The sequence below is a fragment of the Paraburkholderia sp. RL17-337-BIB-A genome (genome assembly GCF_046025895.1).
Lineage (GTDB): Bacteria > Pseudomonadota > Gammaproteobacteria > Burkholderiales > Burkholderiaceae > Paraburkholderia > Paraburkholderia fungorum_C.
Map to the genome: position 1 here is coordinate 2255011 of NZ_JARESY010000001.1, position 23065 is coordinate 2278075.

17 protein-coding genes are annotated in these 23065 nt (G+C 62.8%); 4 read left to right on the top strand and 13 right to left on the bottom strand.

Going from position 1 to position 23065, the window contains the following annotated elements; genetic code table 11:
* Positions 1-39 precede the first annotated feature (39 nt).
* The 7 genes from P0D84_RS10080 to P0D84_RS10110 all read right to left on the bottom strand — a co-directional run bounded on the left by P0D84_RS10080 (position 40) and on the right by P0D84_RS10110 (position 10847).
* Positions 40-408 (bottom strand): DUF6984 family protein, encoded by a 369-nt coding sequence (locus P0D84_RS10080; RefSeq protein ID WP_407947507.1) that lies wholly within the window; start codon positions 406-408, stop codon positions 40-42.
* Positions 402-1604 carry an RHS repeat-associated core domain-containing protein gene (locus P0D84_RS10085; protein ID WP_408335605.1) on the bottom strand — a complete coding sequence of 401 codons (1203 nt, stop codon included), beginning with the start codon at positions 1602-1604 and terminating at the stop codon, positions 402-404. The genes P0D84_RS10080 and P0D84_RS10085 overlap by 7 nt, the downstream gene beginning before the upstream one ends.
* Positions 1601-3898, bottom strand: coding sequence for a DUF6531 domain-containing protein (locus P0D84_RS10090; RefSeq protein WP_408335608.1), 2298 nt, complete (start codon positions 3896-3898; stop codon positions 1601-1603). Before P0D84_RS10090 ends, P0D84_RS10085 begins: the two co-directional genes overlap by 4 nt.
* Positions 3899-3941: 43 nt before the next feature.
* Positions 3942-4268, bottom strand: coding sequence for an RHS repeat domain-containing protein (locus tag P0D84_RS10095; RefSeq protein WP_408335611.1), 327 nt, complete (start codon positions 4266-4268; stop codon positions 3942-3944).
* Positions 4269-4606: 338 nt separating this feature from the next.
* A complete protein-coding gene (locus P0D84_RS10100) occupies positions 4607-7054 on the bottom strand; it encodes a glycosyltransferase family 4 protein (protein ID WP_408335614.1) in 2448 nt (815 codons plus the stop codon).
* Positions 7051-8517: a flippase gene (locus P0D84_RS10105; RefSeq protein WP_408335617.1), complete on the bottom strand. Its 1467-nt coding sequence runs from the start codon at positions 8515-8517 to the stop codon at positions 7051-7053. The genes P0D84_RS10100 and P0D84_RS10105 overlap by 4 nt, the downstream gene beginning before the upstream one ends.
* A 128-nt stretch (positions 8518-8645) precedes the next feature.
* Positions 8646-10847 carry an NHL repeat-containing protein gene (locus P0D84_RS10110; RefSeq protein ID WP_408339758.1) on the bottom strand — a complete coding sequence of 734 codons (2202 nt, stop codon included), beginning with the start codon at positions 10845-10847 and terminating at the stop codon, positions 8646-8648.
* Between P0D84_RS10110 and P0D84_RS10115 the strand changes: the two genes are divergently transcribed.
* The 4 genes from P0D84_RS10115 (at position 10768) to gmd (ending at position 14242) form a co-directional block, all read left to right on the top strand.
* Positions 10768-11010 (top strand): hypothetical protein, encoded by a 243-nt coding sequence (locus P0D84_RS10115; protein ID WP_408339926.1) that lies wholly within the window; start codon positions 10768-10770, stop codon positions 11008-11010. The two genes, P0D84_RS10110 and P0D84_RS10115, sit on opposite strands and share 80 nt — an antisense overlap.
* Positions 11011-11324: 314 nt before the next feature.
* A complete protein-coding gene (locus P0D84_RS10120; RefSeq protein ID WP_408335619.1) occupies positions 11325-12413 on the top strand; it encodes an acyltransferase family protein in 1089 nt (362 codons plus the stop codon).
* 44 nt (positions 12414-12457) lie between these two features.
* Positions 12458-13144 (top strand): SGNH/GDSL hydrolase family protein, encoded by a 687-nt coding sequence (locus tag P0D84_RS10125; protein ID WP_408339760.1) that lies wholly within the window; start codon positions 12458-12460, stop codon positions 13142-13144.
* A 54-nt stretch (positions 13145-13198) separates the two neighbouring features.
* On the top strand, positions 13199-14242 hold the full coding sequence (gene gmd / locus P0D84_RS10130; protein ID WP_093633741.1) for a GDP-mannose 4,6-dehydratase: 1044 nt from the start codon (positions 13199-13201) through the stop codon (positions 14240-14242).
* Between the two features lie 96 nt (positions 14243-14338).
* Here the strand turns inward: gmd and P0D84_RS10135 are convergent, their stop codons facing one another.
* From P0D84_RS10135 to P0D84_RS10160, 6 genes are all read right to left on the bottom strand, one after another.
* On the bottom strand, positions 14339-15505 hold the full coding sequence (locus P0D84_RS10135; RefSeq protein ID WP_408335623.1) for a glycosyltransferase family 4 protein: 1167 nt from the start codon (positions 15503-15505) through the stop codon (positions 14339-14341).
* Between the two features lie 130 nt (positions 15506-15635).
* Positions 15636-16865: a glycosyltransferase family 4 protein gene (locus P0D84_RS10140; protein ID WP_408335626.1), complete on the bottom strand. Its 1230-nt coding sequence runs from the start codon at positions 16863-16865 to the stop codon at positions 15636-15638.
* A complete protein-coding gene (locus P0D84_RS10145; RefSeq protein ID WP_408335629.1) occupies positions 16862-18325 on the bottom strand; it encodes a glucose-6-phosphate isomerase in 1464 nt (487 codons plus the stop codon). Before P0D84_RS10145 ends, P0D84_RS10140 begins: the two co-directional genes overlap by 4 nt.
* Positions 18326-18328: 3 nt before the next feature.
* Positions 18329-19582, bottom strand: coding sequence for a glycosyltransferase (locus P0D84_RS10150; protein WP_408335632.1), 1254 nt, complete (start codon positions 19580-19582; stop codon positions 18329-18331).
* A 166-nt stretch (positions 19583-19748) separates the two neighbouring features.
* Complete coding sequence (locus P0D84_RS10155) at positions 19749-20681, bottom strand: glycosyltransferase family 2 protein (RefSeq protein WP_408335635.1); 933 nt, start codon at positions 20679-20681, stop codon at positions 19749-19751.
* A gap of 54 nt (positions 20682-20735) precedes the next feature.
* Positions 20736-22934, bottom strand: coding sequence for a polysaccharide biosynthesis tyrosine autokinase (locus P0D84_RS10160; protein ID WP_408339762.1), 2199 nt, complete (start codon positions 22932-22934; stop codon positions 20736-20738).
* Positions 22935-23065 lie beyond the last annotated feature (131 nt).

Genomic DNA, 23065 nt, shown 5'->3' on the forward strand with positions numbered 1-23065 from the left:
GCCGCGAATGCGGCCCCTTCTGTGATGCATCAGGCAATTTCAAGGATTCGACCCGCCAGACGATGGCACAAAGTAATTCCATCTCTCTGGCAGTTTCCTTATAGGTCCGGGAGTGTCCTTATAAATTTCGATCTCCTGGCATATCCCGTCGATCACATGCAGCAGAACATGCACGTCGAAACCATCTGTATCCGGTGCATATAGTTCAACCGGCACCCTGGCAATAACCGACGCCGTTACAGCGTTTTTTATCTGCAAACCAAGGCTACCTTCATCATCGATCTCGCGCACATTGCACGACCCTAGCTGCTCCCGGATCTCCTCTACCCCCGGGAAATCGGGAGCAACGAGTAAATCCATCAGTTCTCGCTCGTGCGTTGTAGGCTCTCGATAGCCAGGAGTCACCATGGGAAATATGTTCCTATATGTACGCCGCCGTTGATAGGCATCCCTCGATACTGGATTCTCGTACCGTCAACAACTACCGTTCCCCAAAAGCCAGCGCCGATGCTGGTTTGCGGTAGCAGTGGCTGTACCTGCGCAGATATCGCACCTTCAACACACTGTGCCGAAAGCCCCGTATCGGCAAGATGTCGTGCTCCATGGCCGAAGGTAATGCTAGCTTCACCGGTAGGGTCCGTGAACTGCACCGGATTCCCGTTGACATAAGCATACGCATTCGTCTGCCCACTCGCCCAGCCGATCGGATCTTCACTGATAAACCTACCAGTCTGCGGACTGTAGTACCGACTCCGATAGTAGTACAACCCCGTCCCATCATTCTCCCGCCCAGTGAATTGCTGCGGATTCGGGTCGGCCGGACCGGTCTGCACCGTCGCACCGAACGGCTCGTACCGGTACTGCGTCTGACTCTGCTGATTCGCATCCGTCAGCGCAATCACATTGGTGTTCGCGTCGCGCAGAACATACCGGTCCTGGCTCGCATCGTCTCCGATCCGCCGGTACGTCAACTCGTCCAGCCCGCTCTCCGGATACGGCGAGAACTGGCGCATGCGATGCGCGTAGTCGCCATCGACAATCGTCAAGTTCAGTTCATCGCCGATCCAGAACGACTGCGTCCGGTGACCATTGACCGTCTGGTCCCGGCGATGACCGTAGATGTCATAGCTGAAGCTTGCCGTCACGCCACCCGTAATTCCGGCCAGCAGGCCCTGCGGGTTCCAGCTGTACCGGTTCACGCCATCACTGCTCAGGTTGCCGTTAAGGTCATAGGCCAACGTCCTGCCCGACCAGCGCGTGAGCTGGTTCGCCGCGTTGTACTGTGCGTCGTTTACCGCCTGCGGCAGGTCCACCTTGCCGAGGCTCCCGCCCGCCTTCGTACGACGCCCGCCCAGATCGTAGCCGTACGTCAGGTCACCCAGCACGCTGCCGTCGGCGCGTTTGTACGTGATCCCCGTCAGCTGGCTGGCCGCGTCCCACGTGTAAGTCGCCGTGATACCGTTGGCCAGCGTCGCCTGGCTGCGCCGGCCCAGCGCGTCGTACGCATAGCCGAACGTGCGCGGTGCCTCGCCATTAACCTGATACTGGATCTGCGTGACCCGGTGTTCGGCGTCGCGGCTGTAGTCCACCGTCGCATCGTTCATCTCGATGCGCGACAGGTCGCGACTGTCACTCGCGTAGCGTAACCACAGCGTCCCTGCTGGCTGCCCTGCTCAAACCACCCGTTGAAGTAGCCTGTCACGCTATCGTAGTAACGATACGTCGACGCCGGAGACTGATTGATACCGGTATCAATCGTCGTCTGCAACCTGCCATACGCATCCCGGCCATAGCTCCAGTTACGTACAGGCTTGCCGTGCGGATTTCCGGTCGGCATGAAATAGACGGTGTCCAGGCGACCGGCCGCGTCATAGCCATACGTCCTCGTCTGATCCATGCGATCGGTCACGGACGCCAGTTGTCCAGCGCTGTTCCACGTGTACGTCTCGCTGTGACCCAGCGGATCGGTTTTGCTCGTCGGCAGGCCGACCGCGTTGTAGGCGTAACGCGTCGTCACACCCTTCGGATCCGCCTGACTCAGCAGGCGGCCATTGCGGTCCCATGTGAAACGGGTCACGCCGCCCAGTGCATCGGTGATGTCCGTGGTGCGGCCGAGCGCGTCAACCGTGCGCTTCGTCTTATTGCCCAGCGGATCCTGCACCGCCGTCACGCGGCCAGCTGCGTCCGTCGTGTACTGGGTGGTGCGGTTCAATGGATCGGTGGCGCTCGTCAGGTCCGCGCCTGTGTAGGTGTATCGCGTGACACCTTTGAGCGCGTCAGTTACGGTCAGCAGACGCCCCTGGCCATCGTTCGTCAGCGTCGTGCGGTTGCCCAGCCGATCGGTGATCGTCAGGAGATTGCCCCCCGCGTCGTAGGTGTAGACCGTAGCCACGCCCCGCTGCGGGTCGCCGGCCTGAGCGTCGGTCAGCAACTGGCTGTAGCTGTCGAACGTGCGCGTGACCAGCGTGCCGGACTGATCGGCCTCGCTGATGCGGTTGCCGTTCGCGTCGTAACCGTAGATGTACTGGCGCTCACCGGTGGTGAGGTTCGTCACCCGGCCCGTCGTGTCGTATGTGTAGGTCTGCACCTGCTGGATCGGCTGGCCGGCTGGATAGGTGTTCCGCACCACCCGTCCGCTCGCGTCGAACTCGAGGCGCCGAATGCTGCCGCGTCGGTCGGTTACTTCGGTTTGCGTGACCTTGCCGTTAGCGACCGTGTACGCAAACCTGAAGGTGCTGTCGTCGGCCAGTTTCTGGAAAGCGATGCGGTCTTTCTCGTCATAGGTGTTCGTGACCTGGAGGTTGCCTTCCGGGTCCGTGACCGTTACAAGGCGCGATTTGCTGTCCCAGCCGTATTTCCATACACCGCCGCCCGTGTCCGTCACTTGCGTGAGGCGGTCCTGGCCGTCGTACTCGTAATTGACCTGGCGATCTAGCGGATCGGTCACGCGTGAGACGAGCGGCGTGCCACGTGCGCCTACCACGGAAGTGAACGTCAGCGCGCGGCCATTCGGGCCGGTAACGCTCATGACAGCACCGGTTTTGCCATTGCGCACGATCGTCACCGTATTGCCGTTGCGGTCCTGCACGCTACCCAGACGGTAGACCCCGGCCGCCATCGTGAAGCGCAGCACGCGGCCGTCACGCAGTGTCAGCACCCGGCTGCCGCCGCTGTTGCTGAGCGTGGCCTTGAAGTAATCCCCCGGGCTCGTCAGGTTGTCCCAGACCGTGGTCGTGCCGACTCGCGCCGTGAACGGAATACGGATGCCGCTCGGCAAGTACAGCTGGACGAGGGGTCGCACGCCGTTAGAATCGGCGGCGCTGAACGTCAGGTACTGGTCGTAATTGAACGTCGCGCCCACGCCAAAGGCGCCGGCCATCGGTCTGCCCGACGTATCGTAGGCGCTGCTGCGGTACACGCGTGCCAGATCCAGCGCGATGGTGTCGGCCACATGCAGGTCGTGGCTGACCAGATGGAACTGGCCCGTGTACAACCTGACCGGATCGCCACCCGAGGTGCTGCTGCCGCAACCCGCCGAGGCGTCTCCTGAGCATCCGCCCGCATCACCGGACTCTCCGCCCGTTCCGTCACCATCGAGGATGACGGTTTCGTCGGGCGACAGCGGTTCATCCGTGGTGCCGTTTGAGGGACCGCTACAGTAGGTAGCGATGACGGTCGGGTCCGCGCAGTTATAGCTGCCCATACCGAAGCTAGCGGTCGACGCTTGTATCGGACACAGTGGATCTGCGGGATATGCGCCGACTGCTATGTACAGCGACGGACAGTCAGTCTCGGCGCGCGCATGCGGCGCGACAAACCACGACATCAGCACGAAGAAAAGCAGCACGAACGGACGCAACAGCGCGCGACGTGCCGCAAGGGCATCGATTGATTGCATAAGAATCTGGCTGGAACCTGGAAAAGGATCAGGCGCTATGCGCCTAGCGCACGCTGGCCTGAGCCGAGGCTGGCGACGATGCCAATTTGCCGGCTTCCGACGCAGGCGAAGAACCCGCGCCGCTCACCGACACCGCTGAAGACAAGGCACCCTGCCGCCGGATCGCCGTCATATTGCCGGCCGCGTCGTAGTCGTAATACGCCGCATTGCCCGCGACGGTGACCGACACCAGCCGGCCCAATGCGTCGTAGCCGTAGGTGATATCGTCGGCATGACAGAAGGGAGAAAACAGCGCCGCACCGACAAGCAGCGCTGCCACGGCCGCGCCTCGGATGGCTGTCGACGAACTACTTTCAACAAGAACGCTCACCGCATCTCCTCGCAATCAATACGTATTACAAACTGTTTGCGAACAATACGGCACTGACCCTTCTTGAAGAATCAGCTGTTTCAGTTTCATACGTAGGAATATCCTGCCCTCCGAGTCGGACACGCCTCTCATTAACCCGCGCCAGAAATCCAAAGCCGCGTTGAAACAGGTTTTGAACGCAACACGATAAAAAGCGCGCTAAAAAAAACGGAGCGAAGGTCCACAGGACTTTCGCTCCGCTGCACTAACGGCAGGAACCGGCCGAGTCTTCGCCTACCCCCGCGTTGAATATTCGGCTAAACCATCCCAACCCTCTGTTCAAGTACCCGCCCAGCCCCCTAACGCCCCGCCACGCGCTTCAGAATCCGCTCGACACCTTCCACATACGTCGCAGTGCCGAACCGCCTCAGCGCCGTCTGATAGCCGTTCCTGACCAGCCTGTTACGCAGATCGTCGTTCGAACGCAATTCGGCGAGCGTGTCAGCGAGACCGTGCGTGTCGGCGGGCGTGCACAGCACGCCGTTCTCGTAATCGTCGATGATTTCCAGCACGCCGCCCGCGCGGGCCGCCACCACCGGCCGCTGCGCCAGCATTCCCTCGACGATCACGCGGCCGAACGGCTCCGGCGTGATCGACGTATGGACCACCGCGTCGACCGCGCACATGCAAGCCGGAATGTCGTGCTGAAAACCGAGGAAATGGACCCGGTCGCCAAGGTTGTGCGCGGCGACGAAGGCATGCAATTCGATCTCGTACGCGTCCTCGCCGAACAGCGGCGCACCCACCAGCACCGCATGCATCTGCGGGTTGAGGACCATTGCCTCGAGCAGCACATGTTGCCCCTTCCAGCGCGCGAGGCGGCTGAACGAACCAACCAGAAACGCGTCTTGCGGCAGGTTCAGGCGCCGCCGCAGCGTCGCTTGCGAAACCGTGCGCAATGCGTCGAACGGTGCAGAAGAAATGCCGTTGAACACCACGTCGATACGCTTTTCGTCGAAATGCGTGAGTTCCGCGAAGGCACGCGCGGAAGCCGCCGAATTGGCGATCACATGTGCGAGGCCGAGACGCGCGCACCACTTGATGATCGCCAGCTGCTTGCCGCCGAAGTGCTCGGGACTCACGATGTCGCGCAAATGCCAGACCACCGGCCGCCTTGCAAGCTTGCCGGCAATCGCGCCGACCACCATTGCGCGCTGTGTGTTCGCGTAGATCACCTCGGCGTTGCGTGCACGTTTCGCGGTGGCGCGCACGAGCGACATCAAGCCTTTAAGCGCCTGCCCCTTGGGCAACGATCCACCCTGCTTGCGCACGTTGCGCAATGCGCCGGCATCCAGCACGTTCACGGTCACGCCAGCTTGGGCGAGTGCCGTGCGGAACGGACCGTCGTCGAACAGCACGACTTCGATGCGCGAGCGCAACGCTTTAACGATTTCCAGCAGCGATAACTCAGCGCCGCCGAGCACACCGCTCTGGTCGACGGCAAGAATGCGCGGCGCGTTGGCACCTTGTTCTGCCTTGTAAGGGACGTACGGCGGCAGCGTCGCCGAGCGCAATGCCGGCACGGAAGCCCGCACATGCGCAAAGAAACGTTCGCGGAAATTCGCGGCGGAGAATTGCTCGGCGTTCGCGCGGCAATCCAGCGGCGAAAAGCGCTTCACGTGATCGTCGAAACGCTCGACCGCGGCGATGATCGATTCGGCATTCTGCTCATCGAAGAACATGCCGGTGGGCCGTGTTTCCGACAGATCGCGCACGGTTTCCAGCGCCCCCCCCTTGCCATAGGCAATCACCGGCGTACCGCACGCCTGCGCTTCGACCACTGAGATGCCGAAGTCCTCTTCAGCCGCGAACACGAACGCTTTCGCACGGCTCATCTTTTCCTTGAGCACCTTGAACGGCTGGTAGCCCATGATCTCGACATTCGGCCCCGCCTTCGCGCGGATCTTCTGCATATCGGGGCCGTCGCCGATCACCACCAGCTTGCGCTCCGGCATCCGCGCGAACGCCTCGACGATCAGGTCGATCTTTTTGTACGGCACCATCCGGGAGGCGGTCAGATAGAAATCGTCCTTGTCGGTGCAGAGCGAAAATGCTTCGACGTCCACGGGCGGAAAGATCACCTGCGCCTCGCGCTGATAGACCTTCCTGATCCGCCGCGCGATGAAGTCGGAGTTCGCGACAAAACCATCCACCGAATTCGACGTGCGGATATCCCAGTTGCGAATGTAGTGAAGAATCAGCCGCGCCATCGCGGACTTCGGCCCGGCGGTCAGCTTCGACTGCTGCAAGTACTGGTGCTGCAGATCCCACGCATAGCGGATCGGCGAATGCACATAGCTGATATGCACCTGATCGGGGCCGGTCAGAATCCCTTTTGCAACGGCGTGACTGCTCGAGATCACCACGTCGTAGGCCGATACATCGAGCTGCTCGATCGCGAGCGGCATCAAGGGCAGATACGCGCGGTATCTGGTGCGCGCAAGCGGCAATTTCTGAATGAACGAGGTCGTCACCGCCTTGCCGCGCAGAAAACTGCGGTCGTCGAGAAAATCGACGAGGCTGAACAGGTCGGCGTCCGGAAAGCACGCGACGATCTGCTCGAGCACCTTCTCGGCGCCCGCATAGGTGACGAGCCAGTCGTGCACGATCGCAATGCGCACCGTCTTGTCGCTGCGCATTGCCGTTCGGCGCGGCGGCGCCTGAACGCCGGGTACGGTGGTGAGTTCAGCCAGTGCACTGCGCGTCGCGGGTTGCAGCACGGCTTCTTCAAGGACTTCGGGGTTCATGCGCTTTTCCTCGGATTCAGTCGCAACAGCAGTGAACGCGCAAGATCGCGCAAGGCGGGTGTCATCGTGATCGACCAGGCGACGTTCGCGCCCACCATCAACAGGCCGGCGACGATCGCCGCAGCGAGACTCGGCAGGAAGCTGGCAAGCCAGAGGCTGGCCAGCAGAAAAGCAAGGTGGGCGAGCATGTCGAGCGCGATCTGGCGCGCACGAATCGCCGACAGGCGCAGCAACACGGCGTAATCGAACAGGGCCCGGTCGGCCACGGCGATCGCCGCGCCGGTCAAACCGAAGTGGGTGATGCCGAGCCACAAAGCCCCTGCAAACAAGGGCAATTCGAACAAACCGACGCGCGCGGCGGTGGCCGGATTGACCTGCGACTGGATCAGAATCCGCGTGACGTTCGCCTGCCCGACGAGCCACACGGCGACGATCATGATCCGGCCGACAGGGGCCGCCACGGTGGCGATTTCATTGCCGACCCACAGATGCAGGAACGGCTCGAGCACCAGCATCGCAACCAGTGCGACCGGCGTGAACACGCCATTGAGAAATTCGAGCGACTGCTGCGTGATGGTGTCCGCATCCGCGCGGCTCACGGCCGACAGGCGCGGAAACAGCGTGCGGACCATCGCGGTCGGCACGATGTTCAAACGCGTCACGAGGTTCTGCGGCACGGTGTAATACGTGACGAAACGCGCGCCGAGACTCGTGCCGAGCATCACGCGGTCGAGTGATTCCGCGATCATGTTGGTGACGCTTGCAATCAGCATCCAGCCGCCGAAGTTGAAAAGCCCCTTCGCCACGCCGAGCTGCGGCGGCAGAATGCTGCGAATCTCCAGCACTTTCAGCGCGGAACGGCCTAGCAGAATCGCGGCCAGAATCCGTGCGAACACCGCGGCGGCGAGCACGTTCTGCAAAGTCGCCCCCAACCACAGCGCGGCGCCGAGCGGCAGCAACTGGAACAGAAATGTGCCAATGGTCTGATTGGTGTTGTAGACGCCAAAGCGTTCCGCGCCGTTGATCGCACCGGCGAAGACCCACGACACATTGGCAATCGGAATCGCCACCGCAAGCCACGGCAGCGCCATATAGACCTCATGCTGCAGTTCGGGCGACACCTTGGTGAAATACGCGGTGTACAGAAACGCGCCGAAATAGATCAGCAGCCCCCCGGCGATACCGGTCGCGAGATTGAGCCACGCCGCGCTCCAGAACACGCGCGCGCTCTCGCCCTGGTCGCCCGAGGCGCGCGCCTTCGAAATGTGATTCTGCGCGGCCATGCTCATGCCGAGATCGAGAATCCCGAAGTAGCCGATCAAGGTCCACACGAGACTGATCACGCCGTAGCGCTCGACCCCGAGCAGCTTGATATACGACGGCACGGTCACGAGCGAGACGAAAGTCGGCAGCACCAGCCCGAAGAAGTTGATCGCTACGTTCTTGAGAATGCCTTTGTCCATCGGATGCCTTGGGTTAAATCAGTTGCCAGGTTCGGTTGCCTGGTGAATTTGCCTGGCTCATTTGCGTGGCTCATTTGCGTGGCTCATTTGCCTGGTATCACGAATAAAACCTTCACGACGCCACGTCATCAAGGTTTCCAGCGATACATCATCACTTTCCCGCGTGCGTCTTCTTCAACGAACACGAGATACTCGCTATTGCTGCGCTTCGCGGCGCTGATGCCGTTGGGCACGTCGACCCAGCCCGACGCGCGGCCCACCTCAGGGCCGGGACGGATCACGCCGAGCTCGCGGCCGCTGTCCTTGTCCCATACATGCACCGCGCCGACCGGCTCGACGCCGAAGATGTATTGCCCTTCGACCGTGAGGCCGATGATCGTGGCGATGGGTTTCGTCTGCGTGGTCCACGGCAGCGTGATCGCATAGCGTTGCACCGGATTGCCGCTCGACCATTTGTCGTAGCGCACCAGCACGCGGCCCACCTCTTTCCAGAAGCCGCGATCGACCGGTGTATCGGGCGTATAGCCGGTCACGTACATCGTGTCGGTGTCGGGCTCGTAGATCGCGCGATGCAGTTCGGTGAACGGCTGCGGCACCGGGTATTGCGTCAGGTTCGAATACGAATAGATGGGATTGCCCTTCACATCCAGACCGCCGAAGCGGAATCGATAGATGCCTTTGTTGTCCCGCGTGCGCCAGATATCGCCCGCGCTATCGACCCACCAGCCCCAGCCGCCCGCGAGCTTCGTGCCGCTCGTGTTGAGCGTGAACTCGCCGGTATCGAACTTGCCGTCGCCGTTCGCATCGCGCCAGATCCAGTCGCCGCCTGGCGGCGCATTCGGCACCTTGGCCACGGCGCGCTCACGTCCAGCGATGAAGCCCGACGGGATCGCTGTTTCGCCGTCGTGCTGCGGGTCGAAGCGATAGATCTTCAGGTGGTCCGCGTACATGTCCGTCAGATACAGAAACGTGTGGCCCTTGAACTTGCGGGCGATCGGCAAGCCCGGATATTGGTCGGTGTGAAACACAGGATCATCGGGATACTTGAAGCGGTTCGACAGAAAACCCGCGTATTTCCAGTCCTCACCCGCGGGTTTCGAAAGATCGAGTTCGAAGCGTTTGTTGCCGGTATAGACGCTATCCGGACGTGACGGATCGATCCACGCACCGTCGACGAACAACAAGCCTTGCACTTGCCAGTTCTGTTTGCCGTCAGGTGCATAACTTTCAAGCGTGGCGCCGAGACCCGCGCCGATCGGGTCGTAGCGCGGACCGATGCCGTTGGTCGATACATAGACGTTGCCGCGTGCATCCACGCCCACGCCGGTCAAACCGTTGAAGCGCTGCGGTCCCGGCTTGCCGGGCGTGCCGCTGAAAATGCCGCCGCGTTCGCCGAGCGAGCCCGACTCCGCGAAACGGCCATTGCTCTTGCTGAAGAACAGCACCTGCTGACGCGGGCCGTTGTCGGCGATCAGAACGCGTCCTTGTGCGTCGACAGCGATATCCACCGCGATCGTCCCGGCGGCCAACTCAAACGTCTCCTCGATGCGCTTGCCCGCGGCGGTGTAGTGCTCCACCTGCGGGGCCTTGTCGGTGCGCGTGCCGCTCAACACCCAGAGCGTGCCGTCGGGGGCCAGCGCAATGCGGCCCGGTTCGTGCACGGTCCACGTGGTTTTCTGCTGCATCGATTCCGCGTCATAGACTTCGATGCGATCGCGCGCCGTGTTCGCCGCGTAAAGCGTGGTGTCGTTCGCCGCCAACCCGCCGACTTCGGCGCTGGTGCCGGTCGGCACTTCGTTCATCATCAGAAAGCCGGCGGCCAGTTGCGCATGCGGGTCAGCGCTTTTCGCGGCCGGCTGGAACGGCGCAGCGCGCTTCGGATCGGCGATCTGACGACGCGAAATGCCGAACCATTGCTTACCCTTCTCCGGCCATACGCCCGGCTCGACCAGATGTCCCTTCTCGTTGCCGACCGCGATCGCCACGAAGGCGTACTTACGATTCACCGCGATCGCGCTGCCGCCGCCGTTGCCCCAACCATGCGTGCCGCCCGCGAAGCCGAGCATCTTGCCGTTCTGGTAGACGCTCGCTTCGCCGCCGCTTTCGTCCCACGGCGCGTTCGTATAGACCTTGCCGTCCGGCGCCACTGCAATCGCGGTGATGTTGACCTGCGTCCACGTGCCGTCGCCGAAACCGAAGGTGTTGCCAATCCAGGAATTTTTTGCGTTCAACACGGTTTCCGCGAATGCCGTGACGCTGACCGATGCCGCCGTCATTCCAGCCGCACAGGCGAGTACAGCAATCCAGGTTTTGAACGTGAAACGGACCAAAGTCATTCCTCCAATCAGGGCCGTGCCGACGCACGCGCGCTCCGGCACCCAATCTCCACGGCTCACATTACGCGGAAAAAATGCCGCGACGAAAATCGAAAATAATTCAAAAATATTCGGCGCTTTAAGCGCGGTGAAAGAAAAGGATTTAAAAATCAATTAAATGAAAATGGGCATGAACACGCTCGTCCCGCACCGCCTTTCGCCCATCCTTACCGATCCAGCATGAAGCCGTCCGCACTTCTTACGCATTACGACACCTTCAGGACACAAGCATAAAAATCCATTTCAAATGGATAACGAAACACCCTGTTGCAATCTGATTCATTTATCGAATTCATTCCCGTTTTTTCATCAATTTCTTTTCCCTAGAATCGAATGCACTTCCGTTGCGACGCGAAGCGAGCGCGGCCGTGTTCTTCAGGACACCCGCGCGATCCTTCGCCCGGCTCATCCGCTTCACACCATGGACGGTTCATGACTGCTAGCGCACTGCCCTTAGCGCCTTCTCACGCTCGCCGCATCGTGCAGCTCGACGGCCTGCGCGCCATCGCCGTGCTTGCCGTATTCGCGCAACACGCACTGAAAGCGCCGCTGTGGATGGGCGTCGATCTGTTTTTTGTTTTGAGCGGCTTTCTGATTACCGGCATCCTGCTCGAACGCAAGGCGCGCCAGCAGTCGTATTTCGGCTATTTCTATGCACGCCGGGCACGGCGCATCCTGCCGCCGTATTTGCTGCTGATGGTGGTGTCGTCGATTCTGTTCGGCTTCGGCTGGGCGCAGCACTGGCAGTGGTACGCGTTCTTCGCGGCCAATATCGGCGATACGCTCAATCAGAGCGGTCACGACAGCCTGAACGTGCTGTGGTCGCTGGCCGTTGAAGAGCAGTTCTATATTTTCTGGCCGTTCGTGATCCTGTTGCTGCCCGAGCGCGTGCTCGGCTACGTGGCGGCCGCGTTGATCGTTCTGGTGCCGGTGCTGCGCGCGCTCGCCACGCCGTGGTTCGACTCGTTCTGGCCGATCTATTACCTGACGCCGTTCCGCATGGACCTGCTGGCAGCCGGCGCGCTGCTCGCGGTCGCCGTGCGGCGCGATCGCCATGCCCTCGAGCCATTCAAGGGCCTCGCCGTGCTCGGCTTTTTTGCCGCGCTGGCCGTGCTTGCCTGGCTGCATCTGCATTACCCGCGATTCCGCGCGGCGAATACGCCGCTCTCGAACGCCGGGCTCTACAGCGTTTCGTTGGTGCTGTGTACTTCCGTCGTGGTCATCGCCCTGCAAAGCAAGGGCATCGTCAAACGGCTGCTGTGCAACCCCGTGCTGGTCTATCTCGGCACCATCAGCTACACGATTTATCTGATCCACCTGAGCGTGCTGTACGCGCTGTGGCCGCTGCATCTGAATCGCTATGTGACCGCGGCGCTCGCGCTCGCGATCACCGTGGCCTACGCGAGCATCACGTGGTTCGGGTTCGAAAAACGTTTGATTTTCGGCTCGACAGGCAAAGCCCATGCGAGCGTCGGCAATGTTTCAGGAAGCGCGTCGCAAGCGCCGCAAAGCCGCGCATGAGGCGCCGCACGTGGCTCGCCGCGAGTGTGTCGGCCGCTGCGGCGATGCTGGCCTCAGTGGCATTCGACGCGCATGCCGGCAGCCCGGCCGCGAGCCAGGTGCTGGTCGACGCCTACGGCGATTCGACCACGCTCGGTATCACGTGCAGCGACGGCCACTGCGGACCGCAAGCGCAAAACGCCGTGTCGTATCTGCAGGACGAATTGCAGGCCGCGCATGGCCAACGGGTACGCGTCACGAACTACGGCGTGGGCGGCACGATGGCCAGCCAGTTGCGCGACGGCACCGGCAACCGGCGCGCCGGTCCGACTGCCGGCCTGCCGTGGCGGGAACGCCTCGCCGCTTCGCCCGCGCAGATCGTGTTGATCAACTACGGCATCAACGAAGTGATGCAGAACCAGACGCCCGAGCAGTTTTACGCGGCCGAAACGACGCTTGTGAAAACCGCCCGCGCGCTCGGCAAGGAGCCGGTTCTGCAGACCTCGAATCCGCTGCTGGATAGCCGGCTCAATGCACGGCTCGCCGCGATGGTCGCGATGACGCGCCGCGTGGCCACCGAACAGCAGGTGCCGCTCGTCGATCAGTTTGCCTATATCAGCGACCTGCCGGACTGGAAGACCTTGATGTCCGACGGCGCGCATCCAAAGCCGGGCTTGTACCGGCTCAAGGCGCAACAGGATTTTCAGGTCATCGACCCGCTGGTGCGGCGACTGCTTGACGGCACGCGTTGAAGCGCTTTTTCAAGGGCACTTCTCTTTCTCTTTTACCCATCTCGAAGGCAAGCCATGAGCCAACCACGCAAAGCGATCATCACCGGCGTCTCCGGACAGGACGGCGCCTATCTGACCAAACTGCTGCTCGACAAGGGCTATCACGTGACCGGCACCTACCGGCGCACGAGTTCGGTCAACTTCTGGCGCATTCGTGAGCTCGGCGTGCTGGATCATCCGAATCTGCGTCTGGTCGAACACGATCTGACCGATCTGGGCTCCACGCTGCGCCTGCTCGAAGGCGCGCAGGCTGACGAGCTGTACAACCTCGCCGCGCAGAGCTTCGTGGGCGTTTCGTTCGACCAGCCCGTGACGACCGCCGAAGTGACCGGCATCGGCGCGCTGAATCTGCTCGAAGGCATTCGCATTCTGAATCCGAAGACGCGCTACTACCAGGCGTCGACCTCGGAAATGTTCGGTCTCGTGCAGGCGGTGCCGCAACGCGAGGACACGCCGTTCTATCCGCGCAGCCCGTATGGCGTGGCCAAGCTGTTCGCGCACTGGTCGACCATCAACTATCGCGAGTCGTACAACCTGTTTGCCAGCAGCGGGATTCTGTTCAATCACGAATCGCCGCTACGTGGCCGCGAGTTCGTCACACGCAAGATCACCGACACGGTCGCGAAGATCAAGCTCGGCAAACAGGACGTGCTGGAACTCGGCAACCTGAGCGCCAAGCGCGACTGGGGCTTCGCGCTCGAATACGTGGAAGGCATGTGGCGCATGCTGCAAGCCGACGAACCCGACACCTTCGTGCTCGCCACCGGCCGCACCGAGACGGTCCGCGACTTCGTGCGCATGGCGTTCGCCGCCGCGGGTTATCAGATCGAATGGTCGGGCAAGGAGGAGCGTGAGACCGGTATCGACGTCGCCACCGGCAAGACACTGGTGCGCGTGAATCCGAAGTTCTACCGCCCGGCGGAAGTGGACCTGCTGATCGGCTGCGCGGATAAGGCCCATGAGAAGCTTGGCTGGAAGCCGGAGACTACGCTCGAACAGCTGTGCCACATGATGGTTCATGCGGATCTTGGACGGAACGAGCATCACGAGACGTTCTGAACCGGTGTGACGACGAGCGGCCGCGTGCGGTCGCCCGATGCAAAAAAGGCCTGATCGTCATGATTCAGGCCTTTTTTCTACTACGTCATGAAAACTTCAATGCACCCCGCCCGCCCCAATCGCCTCGCTATACACCGAGGCCACCCGCTTCGCGATCACCGAGTTATCGAAGTGCTCACGTGCATAGCGGCGGCAAGCCTCGGCATCCGGCAACTTTAGCGAGCCGTTCAACGCGCCCGCCAGACCTTCCGCAATCGCCTTCGCCCCCGTCTCCGGCAACACCAGATTCGGCGACAACCCCGCCACCGCTTCCGGCAAGCCGCCCACCGGCGTCACCAGCACGGGCGTGCCGGAGGCCAGCGATTCGACGGTAATCAGCCCGAAGCCTTCAAGCGCCACCGTCGGCACCACGCTGATATTCGCCGCACGGTACAAGGCCGCCAGATGCTGATCGGGCACGAAGCCCAGCAGCTTCACGTTGTCTTCGAGACCGGCTTCAGTGATTCGCGCCTGCAGCTCGCCTTCGAGCCGCCCCTTGCCCGCGATCAGCAGCAGCACATCGGGCTCGGTGCGCTTGAGCAGCTTCACCGCATCGATCAGATCCTCGAGCCCCATGCGGCGCACCAGACGCCGCACCGCCAGCACGATCGGCCGGTCTTGCGGCAATTGCAGCTTCAGGCGCGCCTCGGCCGGCGTGATCGGCAGATTGAACTGCTCGACATCCACGCAGCCCGGCACGACGCGCACGCGCTCCGGTGAAATGCGATAACGCGAAGTCAGAATCTTGCCGAAGGCCTCCGACAACACGATCAGCCGCGACGAGCGCGCATATACCGATTGCTCCAGATAGCGCTTGGCCCGCTGGCCGAGCGAATCGGCGCCTTCCACATGGCTCTCGTCGGCCCACGGTCCCTGAAAATGCGAGACCTGCGGAATGCCGCGCGTCACGTCGAGACCCGGAAACGTGTACAGCGCGAAGTGCGACGAAATCACGTCGGGACGCGAGGTGCTGATCTCCTGGCGCAGCGCGCGGCGTGCCGCCATCAGGCGCAGCGGCAGCGATTGCGCGGCCGAGCCGAAGCCGTTGATCGCGCCGTTGGTGTCCGCGGCGACTTTCGGCGAGCCGGCCACCACGCCGCGCACCGCGACGCCGGCGCCCGGCAATGCGCCGACCAGCGAGTAATACATGCGGTCGAGGCCGCCCGCGCGCTCGGGAAACCAGTGCATCCCGATCTGCAGCGATTTGATTGAGCTCGTCGTCATGATTGTTGCCTCTGTGCGTTCTGAAAGTTGTGATGGATTGCTGCACGTTTTTCGGTCAGCCGGTTCGTCAACGAGTCCGCGCGTTGGCTCACGCTCGGGCCCCGCCGGCGCTCCGAATCAAGGCGCACGTTCATTCCGCGCCCTTCTGCCCGGCCAGCGTGTTCAGCGTCAGCGCATCGGTCTTGGCGACCACCGAAGCTTCCGCCTCATTGCGTCGGCGGTCCTTCTGCTGCCCCGCCAGTTGCCGGTACAGCGCGATGTATTGCGCGGCCATGCGCGCCCAGCCGAAACCGGTCGCAAGTTCGTTCGCGGCGACGCCCATCGCGCGGCGCGCCTCGCCGTTGTCGGCGAGGCGCGCGACGGCGCTGGCCAATGCCTTGGGATCGTCCGGGTCGTCGAGCACGATGCCGCATTCCGGCGTGATGATTTCGGCGCCACCCGCGGTACGCGCGGTGACGACCGGCAGACCCGCGGCCATCGCTTCGAGCAGCGACAGGCTCATCGCTTCGTAACGCGACGGGAACACGAACGCGTCGACGGAATGCATCAGCACCGGCATGTCTTTCACCAGGCCGAGAAAATGCACGCGATGCGCAATGCCGAGCGCTTTCGCTTCTTCCGGATACGGACTGCCCGGCAGGAATCCGGCCACCGCGATCTGCACGTGGTCGGGCAAATGCCTGAGCGCTTGCAACACCGTGCCGAGGTTTTTGCGCGGCGTGCGCAAGTCGCCGACGAACAGCAGCAGGAAGGCGTCCGCAGGCAACCCGAATTTCGCGCGGTCGCCGGTTGCAGCCGCGAAGCCTTGCGTATCGACGCCGTTGTAAATCACGTCGACACGGTTATGAGGCGTCAAGCCGATCGCGCGAATTTCATCGGCGACCTTTTGCGACACCGCCGTGATCACCTTCGAGCGCCGGTAAGCCCAGCGTTCGAGCACCGCGTTGCAGCGCGTATAAACCGACTGATACGCGGACCACACGCCCTTGGTGAGTCCGAACGGGTAGTACTTGCTGCCGAACCAGCCGCTATGCACGAAATGCGAGGTGTTGACGTCGGCGGGCATCCACGTGATGAAGCCGTTCACGTGCAGCACGTCGTATTCGCGGCGATGGGCGCGCAGCCACATCGCGCTCCTGAACGCGAAGACCTGCTGGCGCAGCAGATTCGTCGGCCACCATTTGCCGATTTTCATGGGCACCCAGCGGACGTTCGGATGCGCGAGCAAATCCGGCGCGACGTGCGACGCGACCAGCGTGACCGCGATATTTTCAGCGAGGGCGGCGCGCGCAATCTCGTGGTTGACGCGTCCCTGGCCGTCGTTATGGCGCACGACGTGCGTGACAATGGCGACTCTCAATCAGTGCCTCCGTGGAAAAATAGCGTGCGTCCGCGGTTCATCTTTTCGTAGTGCACCGCGGATAGGATCGAAAAAACACTCATGAAAAGCAGCAGGCCGCCGGTGCCGACCAGCGAATTGGTGAACACCAGCATCGCGAAAGTCGCGAGACTGAGGCTCAGGCAGGCGGACACGAACTTGTCGTTGCGCAGCTTGAACGACGCGAGCACCGCGCGCACCACCAGCCACACGATGCCGGACATGTACAGCAAGGTGCCGGGCCAGCCGAGCACGAACGGGATGTTCATCACGCCGCTGTCGAAGTTGCCGTACTGGCCGAGCTGGCCGCCGTCGTTAGAGAGCTTGGTGGAGGTGCCGGTTGCGCCCATACCTTCGCCGGAGACATCGGTAAAGGCCGTTTTCGCAAAGGTTGCGTAGAACTCGTTACGCGCGGCGTAGCTCTGGTCGTCGTTGAGGTTGACGATGGTGGTGAGGCGCGCCTGCATCCGCTCGGCCACCGGGCCGACCGCGAGTAGCGGCACGCACAGGCCGGCCAGCAAAATCGCACTCGCTACGATCCGCACCCGCACCTTGTTGTTCGACTTGACCAGCAGGATCAGCAGCGCGATGACCCAGCCGCCCCACGTCGAACGCACGAGACTCAGCGCGAACGAGAAGAAGCCGAGCGCTGCCGCGATCCAGCGCACGCGGTGCGTCGCCGCCATCACGTAGACCATCGCGCCCATCATCGCGAACGCGAACGGGCCCGACGAGTTCATCGTGCTGAACACGCGCACGCCCATCGGCACGGGATCGCCTTGCGAATTCATCTGCGAGCCGAGCATCCACAGCGCGTCCCACTGCGGCATGATGAAGAACTGGATCAGGCCGTAGCCGCCCATCACCAGCATGCCCCAGATGAAGGTATTGACGATGGTGTCGCGGTACTTCGGATACTGACGCGTGTGCGCCATGATGTGAAAGCCGATCAGGATCGGATAGAGCCAGTTCGCGAGGTCATAGGTCGCGGCGAGCGGCCCGCTCGACATCACGCCGATCATGAACGCGTAGGCAAGCCCCATCAGGATCAGCAGCACCGGCAGGCCGCGCCGTTGCGAAAGCAGCTTGTAGTACCGCAATAACGAGAACGCACTGATCATCGTCACCGCGAGCGGTGCAACCTGGATCAGGCTGGTCGGCGTGAACGAGCCTTTGGACCAGTCGGCCAGACGCCGCACTTCCGGGCTCAGGAACCACAGCCACCACATGAAGCCGATGTAGCGCGCCGGGCTTTTGAAGTAAAGCCACAGTCCCGTCAGGATCGCGAGCACCGGGAATCCAAGCGTGAGCACCGTGCCCTGATGCGCAATGATCAGCATCGCGGTGATCAGCCACAGCAGCGCTTCGGGCAGCCATTCCTTGCGGGAACCGGACAGCAACCGCTCCGCGTTGTCGCCGCCGGCTCGCGTGATGGTCGACATCGTTCAGAGGCCTCCGCGTGATTGGCTTGCAGGGCGTTGGCGTTGATCTTGTCCTTGCCCGTGGCTCCCCGCGCGAACTCGCACCGGCTGGTTCACGGTGGCGGCGGCCGGCGCGACACGCGGCGCAGTTGCGTCGGCGTCGGCTGCGCCAGGCACCACGCGTCCACGCGACGCGGCGCGCGCCCGCAGCATCTCCTGCGTGATCCTCACATGCTGCATCGCATAGTTCTGCGTGGTCAGATCGCGCGACAGCAAACCGGCAGCCGCCGCCTGCGCCTGGCGCAACGCATCCATCGGCGAGGCCGCGAGCTGAGCCACCGTCTCACGCAACGCCTGCGGGTTGAACGGCGGGATATAAGCCGCCTCGCCCGCCGGAAAATAATCCTGCAGCGCGCCGACGTTCGTGACCACCATCGGCTTGCCGACCGCCGCGGCTTCCAGCATCACCGTGATGCCCGAGGCGTGCGAATTCGGCCGTAGCGGCACGACGATCACGTCGGCCCAGTCGTACAGTTCGTGCTGCTTTTTGATGCCCGAGAACAATGCGATCTCGACATTCGGCGCGCGCAGCGACGCGGGAATCCGCCGGCGTGTCGCAAGCTTCACCGTATAGCGCGCATCGTTGCCGAACGCCTTGATGAGCGTCTCCCAGTCGCGGTCGCGATCGTTGCCGATCGCGGCGATGCGGATCGGCGTGTGCGGTGTCCACCCGGTGGGCGCCTTCACGGGAAAGTCCTGGGTGTTCAGGCCGTACAACAGAGGCGTCGCGCCGCGATTGAAGTAGCGCTGGCACAAGTCTGCATTTTCGCTTGCAAGCGTAGTGAGTTGATCAGCGCGGCTCATCAGCTTGCGATACAGCCATCTGCGCAGAATCCCATAGGAAGGCCATTTATCGAGCAGCCACACGCTTTGCGCGAGCAGTAGAGGTGCTGCCTCAGCCCCCGCCTTGCGGCCGCTCAGCAGGAGCATCAGCGCGGCGGACAGCCATTCCTGCTCGGTATGCGTCCAGATCACGTCCGAGCGCAGCATCTCGGCGCGGTTGCGCCATGTATGGATGAAGTCGAACCCGAGCGCCGCCTTCAGCGCGCGGCGCAGCAGCTTCACCGGCTTGCTTTCGCGCGCGTCCTGCGAATAGGTCAGCGCGAACGCGTCGGATTGCGCGTGGTGATAGCCATACAGACAGCCGATGTTGTCGCCCGGCCGGTAAAAGCGCGGGTCGGCGCCGTAAAACAGATGAACGTGAACTTTCGTACTCATGCAGACACTCCGCTCTGCCGGTGGAAAGGAGCATTGGCATGCGCGGACTGGCGCCTGTGCCGATGCACGAACGTGCAGGACGATTGGGTTACGCGGGACACGTTGAAGCCGCGGTGTTGCGCACGGTTCATGGGGGTTGTGCGGCCGATGCGGCTCAAGCGGCGGCTCATACGGTCCGCGACAGCGCGCGGCGCGCTTCATGCGCGCCGGTGCGCACCGCGCGCCAGCGCGACAGCCGCAGGCTCGCCTGTTTCGACACCAGTGCGAGCGCGGCGTGCGTGAGCCCCGGATAGACGCGCGTGCCGACCAGCGTCCACCACCACCACGCGGTTTCACGCCGCAGCGGCGGCAACTGGTCGCGCAGGATCAGATGGAAATTGAAAGCCGCATTGCGCAACGCCGCCATGGTTTGCGCGTCGCGCCGATCGTCGTCGAAACGTTCGGCGGGGAAATGATCCACGGCTACGCGCGGGTCGTACATCAGCTTCCAGCCGGCGTTCTTCACGGCAAGGCTGAAAGCCATGTCGTTGTGGACCTGCGCGCCCGCACCGCGCAGGCGCTGATCGAAACGGATCGTGCGAACCGCCTCGCGCCGGTAACTCATGTTCGCGCCCTTCAGGATGTCGACTTCGCGCGCACCGCCCGCACCCAGATGATGATTGCCGATGATCTTGCCGTGCGCGGTGACCTTGCCGACCAGCGGCCGCTCGCCGTCCAGCACACGGCCTTTTTCATGCACCCAGTCGCGCCCGCCCAGTGCGCCTAAGCGCGCATCGTTTTCGAACGCGGCAGCGATACGCTCGACCCAGTCGACATGCGGCGCGGCGTCGTCGTCGGTGATCGCGATCACGTCGCCGTTCGCTGCATCCAGTCCGCGATTGAGGGCCGCGACCTGGCCTGGCACGTCGACCAGCGCGACGCACAGCGGCAATCTGCCCGGTATCGCCGGATCGCGCAGGCAGGCGTGGGTCGCTTCGTCGTCGGCGCGCGCGACCACCACCACTTCGTCCGGCGCGCGCGACTGCCGCTGCAGCGCCGCGAGGCAGCGCGCAAGGTCGGCCGGGCGGCGGTAAGTCGGAACCAGTACCGTCACTTTCATCGTGATGTCCTTCTTTATCGTGTTTGCGCTGGATTCAGAACCATGGGCCGAGCCTCAGGTGCTCAGGTATTCCTGGGTCGCTGCATAGCTGCGGTCGTAACCGCCGCGCGAGCGCGCCGGCATGCCGTTGAAGATGCCGCCCTGCACGTGCACGCCGGCTGCACGCAAGCGCTTCAACGCATCCGCGATCTCGCCTTCGTTGTGCACGCCCGAGCGCATCACGAAGAAGGTGGAACCGGCATAAGCGCCGATGATCGACGCATCGGTCACAGCCAGCACCGGCGGCGTGTCGATCAGGATCACGTCGTAACGCTTGGCGAGGCCGTCGAGGTATTGCGGCAGGCGCGGCGACATCAGCAGTTCCGACGGATTCGGCGGACGGCGGCCGCACGAGATGAAGCTCAGGCTCTCCACGTTCGTGGCGCGGATCGCTTCTTCGAGCGAGATCTGCCCGCTCAGCAATTCCGACAAGCCGTTTTCCTGCGCGCCGCCCACATACCGTTCGAGCACGCCACGACGCATATCGCCGTCGATCATCAGCACGCGTTTGCCCGAGTTCGCGAGCAGCACCGCCAGATTGACCGTCAGGAAGCTCTTGCCGACGCCGGCCATCGGGCCGGTCAGCATGACGATGCGGTTCTTCGCGTCCATCATCGTGAACTGCATCGAGGTGCGCAGGCTGCGCAGGCTTTCGATCGTGACGTCCTTCGGCCGCGCATTCGCGAGCACCGAGCGCAGACGTTCGCCACCGCGCTCGAAGCCGCTTTCGAGCAAAGCCTGTTCGGCGCTCTGCGGCACGAGACCGTACACCGGCAGATGGAACGCGCGCTCGATATGGTCGGGGTCGTCGATCCCCTTGAACATATTGCGGCGCAGGAACACGAAACCGGTGCCGCAGATCAGGCCCAGAATCACCGCCGCCGACAGGATCAGCACCTTCTTCGGCTTGACCGGCGCGCCCGGGCGCATCGCCTGGTCGACGATATGCACGTTGCCGCCGGTACCGGCCTTCTGCACCGACAACTCCTGCACGCGATTGAGCAGCAGCACGTAAATATCTTCCGCCACCTTCGCGTCGCGTTGCAGTTGCACGGCCTTCACTTCGGTGGCCGGCAGATCGCGGAAGCGGTCGGCGTATTTGGCGCGTTGCGCCTCCAGTTCGGCCATCTGCTGGCGCGCGGCCACGAGCATCGGATGGTCGTCACCGTAACGCTCGGTCAACTGCGCCATCTGCAGTCGCAAACCGGCGATCTGCTGCTCGTACTGCACGCTGCCTTCGAGGTAGACCTTGGCCTCGTCGCTGGCGTTGATCGAGCCGGACTGGCGCTGATACGCGGTCAACGCGGCTTCGGCCCGTTCGAGATCGGCCTTCAGGCGCGGTTCTTCGCTCCGCAGGAAGTCGAGCATCTTGATCGCGTCGGCCTGCTTGTTCGACACGTGCTGACGCACATACGACTGCGCGAGCGCGTTGGCCACTTCGGCTGCGTGTTCAGGGCTCTTGTCCTCCAGCGAGATCTGGATCACGCCGGTCTGCTTGCCCTGCTCCTGCACGGTGATCGCCGACTGGAACGCGGTGATCGCATCGAGGTCGTTAAAGCGCGTCACGGTGAACTCTTCACCCGGACGGGCCACCAGCTTGCTGACGAGAATCGTCACGCCGCCGCCCTGTTCCTGCTGACCGACCTGGCCGCGCAACAGCAGCGCGCCGTTCTTTGCGTAGATTTCGTAGTGCTGCTCGTCGAACACCTTCATCGTCAGCTTCTCGCCTTCCAGCGCGGGCACCACGTCGATCGAATCGACCTCGGCATCTTCGCCGCCCCACGCGTACGACGACAAACCGAGCCACGGCGGCGCCGGCTGGCCCGGCGTCGCCATGCGCGCGGCGATGCTGCCGAGCAGCGGCAGCGTCTTCGGCGCGACGCTGAAGTTCAGCTTCAGCTGCTGGACCACCGGGCCGACCACGCCACGGCTCTTGATGATTTCGATTTCAGCGTCGGTCGGCAGCGAAGTCGAGCCGCTGGTGATCGCCGCGCCGGTCTGCGTCTGCGTGAGCGCCTGCGAGGTGTTGTCGGACTGCTCGACCCGCACGTGCGCATCGGCCGAATAGATCGGCTTGGCGAGGAAACAGTACGCGGCGGCCAGTCCGACGATCAACGCGGCGATGCCGATCAGCCACCAGATGTCGTCGAGGATCACCTGCACCAGTTGCCCGAGGACAACGTCCTCTTCTTCGGTCTTGATCGGACCAGCCATGTGTGGAGAGATTTGAGTGCTCACAATTCGATCCCGTTTCGGTTACTTCGGCGTGGGCTTGGGCATGTGCGTTGGCGTGTGCCTCGGCGTATGCCTTTTTGCGTTTGCTTTTGGGCTTGCTTTTGCGTTTG

Bases quoted from the DNA above. Each gene is read 5' to 3' on its own strand.
- P0D84_RS10080 (WP_407947507.1), bottom strand. From the start codon at position 408: ATGGTGACTCCTGGCTATCGAGAGCCTACAACGCACGAGCGAGAACTG.
- P0D84_RS10085 (WP_408335605.1), bottom strand. From the start codon at position 1,604: ATGAACGATGCGACGGTGGACTACAGCCGCGACGCCGAACACCGGGTC.
- P0D84_RS10090 (WP_408335608.1), bottom strand. From the start codon at position 3,898: ATGCAATCAATCGATGCCCTTGCGGCACGTCGCGCGCTGTTGCGTCCG.
- P0D84_RS10100 (WP_408335614.1), bottom strand. From the start codon at position 7,054: ATGAACCCCGAAGTCCTTGAAGAAGCCGTGCTGCAACCCGCGACGCGC.
- P0D84_RS10105 (WP_408335617.1), bottom strand. From the start codon at position 8,517: ATGGACAAAGGCATTCTCAAGAACGTAGCGATCAACTTCTTCGGGCTG.
- P0D84_RS10120 (WP_408335619.1), top strand. From the start codon at position 11,325: ATGACTGCTAGCGCACTGCCCTTAGCGCCTTCTCACGCTCGCCGCATC.
- P0D84_RS10125 (WP_408339760.1), top strand. From the start codon at position 12,458: ATGCTGGCCTCAGTGGCATTCGACGCGCATGCCGGCAGCCCGGCCGCG.
- gmd (WP_093633741.1), top strand. From the start codon at position 13,199: ATGAGCCAACCACGCAAAGCGATCATCACCGGCGTCTCCGGACAGGAC.
- P0D84_RS10135 (WP_408335623.1), bottom strand. From the start codon at position 15,505: ATGACGACGAGCTCAATCAAATCGCTGCAGATCGGGATGCACTGGTTT.
- P0D84_RS10145 (WP_408335629.1), bottom strand. From the start codon at position 18,325: ATGTCGACCATCACGCGAGCCGGCGGCGACAACGCGGAGCGGTTGCTG.
- P0D84_RS10150 (WP_408335632.1), bottom strand. From the start codon at position 19,582: ATGAGTACGAAAGTTCACGTTCATCTGTTTTACGGCGCCGACCCGCGC.
- P0D84_RS10155 (WP_408335635.1), bottom strand. From the start codon at position 20,681: ATGAAAGTGACGGTACTGGTTCCGACTTACCGCCGCCCGGCCGACCTT.
- P0D84_RS10160 (WP_408339762.1), bottom strand. From the start codon at position 22,934: ATGGCTGGTCCGATCAAGACCGAAGAAGAGGACGTTGTCCTCGGGCAA.